Consider the following 8,639-nt stretch of genomic DNA (forward strand, 5'->3'; position numbering starts at 1 on the left):
GGGCACGAAGTAATACATCAGCCCGACCATCATCGGCGTCAGCCACAATCCGAACAGGTTGTGGTTTCCCCACCAGTTCAGCATTCCGTCGGCCAGCGGGTCTTCCAGCGCGCCGGACAGCCGCGCCCCCGGAATGCCGTTGCCCAGCAACGTGCCCGGCCGCCACATCACGTTGACGATGAAATAATCTGCGGCCAGCCAGATCGGGCTGGCGACGCTCCACCAGACGGTGACGTAAAGCGGCCTGATCCGCCGCGCCAGCACCGTCATCAGGATGATGTAGATGTTGATCAGCAGCACGACCACCACCGCCACATCGACCGGCCAGATCAGTTCGGTATATTCACGCCCCTGGGTATATCCCATCGACAGCCCGGCAAAGCCCGCGGCCATCGTCAGGTTCCACGCCCACGCCATCCAGACCGCAAGGCTTTCGCCCCACATTTCCCGCAAGCCCAGAAGCCGCGGCAGGACATAGAAGGCACCGCCGAAATACATCATCGACAGCCAGGCGAAGATGACCCCGTTCACGTGGATCGGCCGGATCCGGCTGAAGACCAGATAGGGGATGCCGGCAAAGATGTTCGGCGCGATCAACTCGGTCGCGATGGTCAGGCCGACCAGGGTGACGAACATCAGCCAGAAGACGGAACTGTAAAGCCAGGTTCGCGCGGCACGGTCGCTGTAATGATGGATCGGTTCCAGCAGGTCGCTTGGATGTCGGCCGGAGGGTGGCATGTCCCGGGTACTGGTTATGTCCGTCACGACATTCCTCCCCTTCCGTTCGGCGGGGTCGCATGTTCCGGGCAGTTTTCCGCCATGCGCCGTCCGGTCGAAAAAACGGCGGTGTCGAAAGGCTTTAGCCGGAGCGAGAGTCGGCCCCGCAGGCACGTTGCTCGCATTTTTTGCATCAGTCAACCATTTCCAGGACGCGCGCCGACGATGCCAAGGGCGGTCGTGGCCCGCCCTCCGCGCGCGCTTCGTTCCGTCGCCACCGACCATTGCGGGCGGTCTCGCATCGCCCGATCACGGACACGGCGCGCGTCGGCGCCGGACAAGGGCGGCGCCGCTGATCCGGGATTTCGTCTTTCGCGGGAACGGTCAGCCATCACCTGCGTTGTTCGCCGGGCGTCCTTGCGGATGCCGGATCACAAATCAGGACAGGAGAGTGCCGTGACCGACACCAGCAACAAGAGCGGTGAGGCGGGCGAGCTGCATCAGCGTGGCGGCAAGCCCTTGACCACCAATCAGGGCGTCGCGCTCAGCGACAACCAGAACAGCCTGAAGGCGGGCGCGCGCGGGCCTTCCCTTCTGGAAGACTTCATCCTGCGCGAGAAGATCTTTCACTTCGATCACGAGCGTATCCCCGAACGGATCGTGCATGCCCGCGGGTCGGGTGCGCATGGCTATTTCGAATGCACCGATCCCATTCCTGAACTGACACGCGCCCAATTCCTGTCGAAGAAGGGCCGCACGCCGGTCTTTACCCGCTTTTCCACCGTCGCGGGCGGGGCGGGCAGCGTCGACACCCCCCGCGATGTCAGGGGTTTTGCGGTCAAGTTCTATACCGAAGAGGGCAATTTCGATCTGGTCGGCAACAATATCCCCGTGTTCTTCATCCAGGACGCGATCAAGTTTCCCGATCTGATCCACGCCGTGAAGATGGAGGCCGATCGGGGCTATCCCCAGGCCGCCACGGCCCATGACACTTTCTGGGATTTCGTCTCGCTGATGCCCGAATCGCTGCACATGATCATGTGGGCGATGTCCGACCGGGCGATTCCGCGCAGTCTCCGCATGATCGAGGGTTTCGGGATCCACACCTTCCGTCTGGTCAATGACGAGGGCAAGTCCACCTTTGTCAAGTTTCACTGGAAGCCACGGCTGGGGCTTCAGAGCCAGGTCTGGAACGAGGCGGTCAAGACAGCGGGCGCCAACCCGGACTATCACCGACAGGATCTGTGGGAGGCCATCGAACGCGGCGATCATCCCGAATGGGATCTGGGCATCCAGGTCTTTGACGCGGATTGGGCCGCCCGGCAGCCATATGACGTCCTGGACGCGACCAAGCTTGTTCCGGAAGAGGATATCCCGGTGCGCGTCGTCGGCCGGATGGTGCTGGATCGCAATCCCGACAACTTCTTTGCCGAGACCGAGCAGGCGGCCTTCTGTCCCTCGCATGTGGTGCCGGGCGTCGACTTTACCGACGATCCGCTGTTGCAGGGGCGGCTGTTCAGCTATCTGGACACCCAGAAATCGCGGCTGGGAACCGCCAATTTCCATCAATTGCCGATCAATGCCCCGAAATGCCCGATGCAGAATTTCCAGCGTGACGGGATGATGCAGATGGCGGTGCCCAAGGGACGGGCCAATTATGAACCCAACAGTCTTGCCGAAGCCGGCGAGGACGGCGGTCCGCGCGCCGTGGATCGGGGTTTTGCCACCGCCCCTGCGATGACCGATCTGGGCAACTCGCCCGATGCCAAGCTGCGCGTCAGGCCCGAATTGTTCGGCGATCACTACAGCCAGGCGCGGTTGTTCTATCGCAGCCAGACCCAGGTCGAACAGCGCCACATCGCCGAGGCGATCACCTTCGAGTTGTCGAACGTGGGACTGGATCATGTCCGCAGCCGGATTCTGGGTCATCTGCGGGTGATCGACGAAGATCTCGCCGGCGCCGTGGCCCGCGGCCTGGCCGAAGATCTGCCCGAGGCCGCGACGCCGCAGCGGGCCCCGATCGACATGCCGCCCTCGGACGCGCTGTCGATCCTGAAGCGGTCGAAGCCCAGCCTCGCGGGCCGCAAGGTCGGGATTGTCATCGGCGCCGGGGGCGATTCCGCGCGCGCCAAGGCCATTCGTGAAGCGGTCGAAGCGGCCGGCGGCGTGGCGGTGATGATCGCAAGGCAGCGTGGCCATGCCGAGGCGCAACTTGCCGCCACGCCATCGGTTCTTCTGGATGCGATCGCCCTGGTGATCGGGTCAGAGGACGCACGGGCGCTGGCCAGCTACAAGCCGGCGATCGATTTCGTCTCGGACGCCTTCGCGCATCTGAAAGCGATCGCGGCCGAGGATGCGGCGAAACCGCTTCTGGATGCGGCGGGCGTCACCAGGGATGAGGGTGTCGTGGACCTGGACCCCGATGCCTTCGTCAAGGTCGCTGCACGGCGGTTCCATGATCGCGAGCGCGCGATCTGGTAGCGCGCATCGGGGCGGGGCAGTCCATCTCTGGACCGCGCCGGCCCTGCGGCCACCAGGCGGCCTGTATCTTCGAAAGTCCGGCGGGCGTTTTCGCCCGCCTGTTTGCCCGGATCGGCAGGCGCTGACCCCTGTCGCGGCCGGCAATATGCCTCACGCGAACGGCAGTCCCGTCCTTGACTGCGGGGCGACGGCAGGCGCCCATTCCGGCGCCGGAAGAAACGGTCCAAATGGGGGCCGGTTCAGGAACCATCGCGCCGCGCAAGGCGTATATTCTTCCGAAATGCCTTTGATCATTCTCGTGGACCCCGAGGGAAAGGACGGAAATGGCACCGCGCGCATTGTGGAAGGGTCAGCTTCGGCTGTCATTGGTCGCCATCCCCGTCGAGATCTATTCGGCCACGAAACCCGATGGCCGCGTGTCATTTCGCCAGATTCACCGGCCTTCGGGCAAGAAGGTGCGATATGAAAAGACCGTGCCCGAGATCGGACCAGTGGATGCGGCCGAAATCGTCAAGGGCTACGAGATCGGGGATGACGAATATCTGCTGATCGACCCCGAAGAAATCGACGCGATCAAGCTGGAGACGAAAAAGACCTTCGAACTGGTTCAGTTCGTCGATTTTCGCGATATACCGCCGATCTACTTCAACAAGCCCTACTACATCGTCCCTTCCGACGATCTGGCCGAGGATGCCTATCGCGTCGTGCGCGACGCGCTGCGGCAGACGAACAAGGTCGGGCTGGGCCAGGTGACGATGCGCGGCAAGGAATATCTTGCCGCCGTCAAGGCCTGTGGCGACGGCTTGTTGATGGAATCGCTGCATTACGAAAACGAACTGCGCGAGGCCGATCAGATTTTTACCGGTATCGAGGATGCACCCGCCGATGTCGAACTGGTCGAGGTTGCCACCTCGCTGATCGAACGCAAATCCGCGCCCTTCGACGCCACCGCCTATACCGACAAATATGCCGCGGCGCTGCGCGATCTGCTGGAGGCCAAGCGAAAGGACAAGAAAGCCCCACGAGTCCGCGACGACGCCGAACGTGAAGTTGCCGGCGGCGACAAGGTCGTCGATCTGATGAGCGCGCTGAAACAGAGCCTGAAGACCGCGCGGGCGGCCGACAGCAAGAAGCCGAAGCGCAAGAAGGCGTCGTGATGACCCGCCGCGACGCTCGGCCGGCCGACCCTCTGGCCGAATACAACGACAAGCGCAATTTCACCCGCACCGGCGAGCCGATAGGCCGGATTCCGGCTGCCGCAGACGACAATCACCGCTTCATCGTGCAGAAACATGCCGCCTCCCACCTGCACTACGATTTCCGGCTGCAATGGAATGGCGTGTTGCTCAGTTGGGCTGTCCCCAAGGGCCCTTCCTCCGATCCGCGCGAAAAACGCCTTGCGGTCCGGACCGAGGATCATCCGATCGACTATGCCGGCTTTGAAGGCACGATCCCCAAAGGCGAATACGGTGCCGGAACGGTGATGCTGTGGGACGAGGGCACCTGGTCGGCGCAGGAGAATTTCGGGCAGGGCCTGAAGAAGGGCAAGCTGAAATTCACGCTTCAGGGCAGCCGGATGCACGGCGGATGGACCCTGGTGCGGATGCAGCGAAAGCCCGATGACAAGCGGGAAAACTGGCTGCTGATCAAGGAGATCGACGACGACGCAGGGGAGGAACCGGACGCGTTGACCGACCAGTTCGACGTCTCGGTCAGGACCGGCCGCCCGATGAAACGGATCGCGGCCGCGGTCGGTCCGGTCGCATCCGCGGCCGCGGATCGAAAACGCCGGGGCAAACGGCCGGCCTTCACCACGCCGCAGCTTGCCACGCTGGTCGACAAGCCACCCGAGGGTGACGATTGGCTGCACGAGACGAAGTTCGACGGCTACCGATGCCTTGCCGCGCTGGGTGGCGGAGGGACGCGGCTCTATACCCGCTCGGGCAAGGACTGGACGGATCGTTTCGGCCGCCTGGCCACGGCGTTCGACGCCTTGCCCTGCGACACCGCCCTGATCGACGGCGAGGTGATGGCCGATCGGATTCGGCAATCGGCCTTTTCATCGCTGCAACGCGCACTCAAGGAGGGGGGCGATCTGGTCTTTTTCGCCTTTGACCTGCTGCGCGTGGACGGCACCGACTTGACCGACGCGCCCCTGATCGAGCGGCGCGAACGATTGGCCGGCTTGCTGGCGGGTCTGCCGGCCGGCGGCGCGCTGCGGACAAGCGACCACGTCATCGGCCACGGCGCCCGGATCTTCGCCGCGGCTTGCGAGGCCGGGGGCGAAGGCACGGTGTCAAAGCGTCTCGACGCACCCTATCGCGGTGGACGCGCCAAGACCTGGCTGAAGACCAAGTGCACGCGACGGCAGGAATTCGTGATCGTGGGATTCAGCCCCTCGGACAAGAAGGGGCGGCCGTTCGCATCGCTTCTGGTAGCCTCGCACGAAGCCGGCAAGCTGCGCTACAAGGGTCGCGTCGGCACAGGCTTTTCCGAGGCCTCGATGAAGGATCTGTCTGCCGCCTTCACCCCCCGCAAGACCCCGCCGGTCGGTGATGTGCCCGCGGCCATCGCGCGTGGCGCATCCTGGCTGCGCCCTGACCTGGTGGCCGAAGTCGAGTTCACCGAATTCACCGCCGACGGCCATATCCGTCACGGCGCGTTCCTGGGATTGCGCCACGACAAGACCGCCGATCAGGTCCGGTTGGAGGAACCGATGCAACAGAACGAGGAAACCGGGATTCGCGGCATCCGCGTCACCCATGAGGGTCGCAGGGTCTTTCCGGAAGCGGGCTGCACCAAGGGCGATGTGGCGCGCCACTATGATCGTGTCGGCGAACGCATGATCGGGCTGATCGGTCAGCGTCCGCTGTCTCTGTTCCGCTGCCCTTCGGGGATCGACGGACAATGTTTTTTCCAGAAGCACGACACCGGCGGGATGCCCCGCGAACTGGGCCGCGTCGAAATCGGCGAAAGCGACGGGAATGCGGCCCGGTATCTCTATGCCACGGGCCCCGGCGGACTGGTCGCGGCGGCGCAGATGGGCACGCTGGAATTCCACGTCTGGGGGGCGCGTCGCGATCGTCTGGACAGGCCCGACCGCCTGGTCTTCGATCTGGACCCCGACGAGGGGCTGGGCTGGGACGCGGTGCGTGCCGCGGCCTTCGACCTTCGCGAGGCCCTGGCAGGGATCGGGCTGAAGACGGGCGTCATCGTGACCGGTGGCAAGGGCGTTCACGTCTGGACCGCGCTGCGCCGCACACGGGGTTGGGACACGGTCAAGCTGTTTGCCAAGACCTTTGCCCATGCGATGGCATCGCGCGAACCCGAACGGTTCACAGCCTCCATGTCGAAGGCCCGTCGCAAGGGGCGCATCTTCATCGACTGGCTGCGCAACGAACGCGGCGCGACGGCCATCGCCCCCTATTCCGTCCGCGCGCGCGCGGGGGCGCCGGTCGCTGTCCCGGTCACCTGGACCGAGCTTCGCAAAATCGAGGCATCCGGCGGGTTTTCGATGGGCGACATGGCCGCGAGGCTGAAGTCCCGCTGCCCGGCGCTGGCCCTGCAGGAAGAGCGGCAGACCCTTTCCGATGGCGTGATCGACGGGCTGCAGCAAATGGTGGCCAAGGACTGAAAGCAGGAAGAATGTCGTCCGCGCGCGTGGATGCGGGTCTGGCAACATGAAAGGAGAACAAGGATGCATCCGAAGGATCTTGACAAGATGGACACCCAGGACCGTCAGCCGGGGATCGAATCCCGCATGGACCCGCCCCCGGAATACATGCCGCGCCATCCCGGGTCGGGACGACTGAAGGACAGGGTGGCGATCATCACCGGCGGCGATTCCGGTATCGGACGCGCGACCGCGGTCCTGTTCGCGCGGGAAGGCGCCGATGTGACGATCGTCTATCTGGACGAACATGACGACGCGGAAAAGACACGCAGTCTGGTGAAGGACGAGGGCCGCAAGGCTTTGTTGCTGGCGGGAGACGTGGGCAGCAAGTCGTTCTGCGAAGACGTGGCACGCCAGACCCTGGACGAGTTCGGACGCCTGGATGTTGTGGTCTGCAACGCGGCCGAACAGCACGCAAGAGAGGACGTCACCGAAATCTCCGAAGACCAGCTGTTTCGCACCTTCCGAACCAATCTGGGCGGACAGTTCTTCATGGTTCAGGCAGCGCTGCCGCATCTGGAGAAGGGCGCATCGATCATCTGCACCACCTCTGTGACCGCCTATCGCGGCCAGGATCTGCTGATCGACTATGCGTCCAGCAAGGGTGCGATCCTGTCCTTCATGCGGGCCATGTCGTCCAAGCTGGCGCCCAGGGGGATTCGCGTGAACGGCGTTGCCCCCGGACCGATCTGGACGCCGCTGATCCCCGCCTCGTTCCCACCGGACAAGGTGAAGGATTTCGGCAAGTCCTCACCGCTGGGCCGTCCCGGCCAGCCCAACGAGGTTGCTTCTGCCATGCTGTTTCTGGCCTGCGATGACGGGTCCTATTTCACCGGCCAGGTTCTGCACCCCAATGGCGGCGACCTGGTCGGAAGCTGAGATCGGCCTCGTGGCCCAGGGGTCCGGGACGCCGGTCTTCGGGCAAGGCCGACCGCGATGTTTTCACGATCGGTCCTTTTCCGGTTTGCCAACGAACATCCGGTCCTTGGCGGCGGTAATATGATGGCGCATGGCGGCCTTGGCGACCTCTGGCTGCTGCAGCCGGATCGCGTCCAGGACGGCTCGATGTTCAGCCAGCACCCGTTCCTGACGCACCGGCGTATCCAGCAGGGTCAGGGATCGCGACAGCTTCACGCCAAAGGCGATCTGTTCTTCAAGCGATTCGAGAACCGAAGCGAAGAACGGGTTCTTCGAGGCACGCGCCACGGCAAGGTGAAGCATCTGGTCTGCCTCGACACCCAGAGCGTTCTGTTCATAGGCTTGCTTCATCACCTCATAGGCGTGATCCATCGCGGCAAGATCATCTTCGTCTCGGCGCCGTGCCGCCCATGCGGCGGCCGCCCCTTCCACGTCGATGCGGAATTCGTAGCAGCGTTGGACGCCCGAGACGGATTCCAGCGGAATGAAACTGATGAGCTGCCGGTCGGGCCGGCGCAGGACATAGCTGCCAGAGCCGCGTCGCGACTGGACGATCCCGTCATCGCGAAGGCGCGAAAGCGCCGCGCGCACGATCGGTCTGGAGACGCCGAAATTCTGGGCCAGGACGTCTTCGGCGGGCAGCCGACTTTGCACCGGGTATTTCTCTTCGAGAATTGTCGCCAGCAGTTGATCGTAAACCTGATCCGCCAAAGAGGGGCGACGGGTCTCTGACAAGGTGATCTCCTTCATGTTTGGTCTGGACTGAAATCCGCGCCGGCCAGCCACCTGATCTCCTTTATAGGCCCGCGACCGACCCTTGTAACGATCTTGCCGTCACCGCGGTCGGTCA

At 63.9% G+C, this 8,639-nt stretch carries 6 protein-coding genes; 4 read left to right on the forward strand and 2 right to left on the reverse strand.

Annotated features, from left to right (window positions below; genetic code table 11):
• A partial coding sequence (locus B4L36_RS12995) for a cbb3-type cytochrome c oxidase subunit I (protein ID WP_292958006.1) occupies nucleotides 1–738 on the reverse strand: 738 nt, incomplete at its 3' end.
• A gap of 402 nt (nucleotides 739–1,140) precedes the next feature.
• Between B4L36_RS12995 and B4L36_RS13000 the strand changes: the two genes are divergently transcribed.
• The 4 genes from B4L36_RS13000 (at nucleotide 1,141) to B4L36_RS13015 (ending at nucleotide 7,750) form a co-directional block, all read left to right on the forward strand.
• The gene (locus B4L36_RS13000; RefSeq protein WP_414692184.1) at nucleotides 1,141–3,198 is read left to right on the forward strand and encodes a catalase; all 2,058 of its coding nucleotides are present in this window, start codon (nucleotides 1,141–1,143) and stop codon (nucleotides 3,196–3,198) included.
• A gap of 323 nt (nucleotides 3,199–3,521) precedes the next feature.
• Nucleotides 3,522–4,355 carry a Ku protein gene (locus B4L36_RS13005; protein WP_292958008.1) on the forward strand — a complete coding sequence of 278 codons (834 nt, stop codon included), beginning with the start codon at nucleotides 3,522–3,524 and terminating at the stop codon, nucleotides 4,353–4,355.
• Nucleotides 4,355–6,832: a DNA ligase D gene (gene ligD / locus B4L36_RS13010; protein WP_292958010.1), complete on the forward strand. Its 2,478-nt coding sequence runs from the start codon at nucleotides 4,355–4,357 to the stop codon at nucleotides 6,830–6,832. Before B4L36_RS13005 ends, ligD begins: the two co-directional genes overlap by 1 nt.
• A gap of 63 nt (nucleotides 6,833–6,895) precedes the next feature.
• Nucleotides 6,896–7,750 carry an SDR family oxidoreductase gene (locus B4L36_RS13015; RefSeq protein WP_292958012.1) on the forward strand — a complete coding sequence of 285 codons (855 nt, stop codon included), beginning with the start codon at nucleotides 6,896–6,898 and terminating at the stop codon, nucleotides 7,748–7,750.
• A gap of 63 nt (nucleotides 7,751–7,813) precedes the next feature.
• On the opposite strand, the gene B4L36_RS13020 is transcribed toward B4L36_RS13015, so the two are convergent.
• Nucleotides 7,814–8,539, reverse strand: a complete 726-nt coding sequence (locus B4L36_RS13020; RefSeq protein WP_292958014.1) for a FadR/GntR family transcriptional regulator — start codon at nucleotides 8,537–8,539, stop codon at nucleotides 7,814–7,816.
• Between the last annotated feature and the right edge of the window lie 100 nt (nucleotides 8,540–8,639).

This window comes from Paracoccus sp. UBA889 (genome assembly GCA_002294185.1).
Taxonomy (GTDB): Bacteria; Pseudomonadota; Alphaproteobacteria; order Rhodobacterales; family Rhodobacteraceae; genus Paracoccus.

What these genes read in the sequence shown, in the direction of transcription:
- B4L36_RS13000 (WP_414692184.1), top strand. Translation starts at nt 1,141, where the DNA reads ATGCCGGATCACAAATCAGGACAGGAGAGTGCCGTGACCGACACCAGC.
- B4L36_RS13005 (WP_292958008.1), top strand. Translation starts at nt 3,522, where the DNA reads ATGGCACCGCGCGCATTGTGGAAGGGTCAGCTTCGGCTGTCATTGGTC.
- B4L36_RS13015 (WP_292958012.1), top strand. Translation starts at nt 6,896, where the DNA reads ATGCATCCGAAGGATCTTGACAAGATGGACACCCAGGACCGTCAGCCG.
- B4L36_RS13020 (WP_292958014.1), bottom strand. Translation starts at nt 8,539, where the DNA reads ATGAAGGAGATCACCTTGTCAGAGACCCGTCGCCCCTCTTTGGCGGAT.
- ligD (WP_292958010.1), top strand. Translation starts at nt 4,355, where the DNA reads ATGACCCGCCGCGACGCTCGGCCGGCCGACCCTCTGGCCGAATACAAC.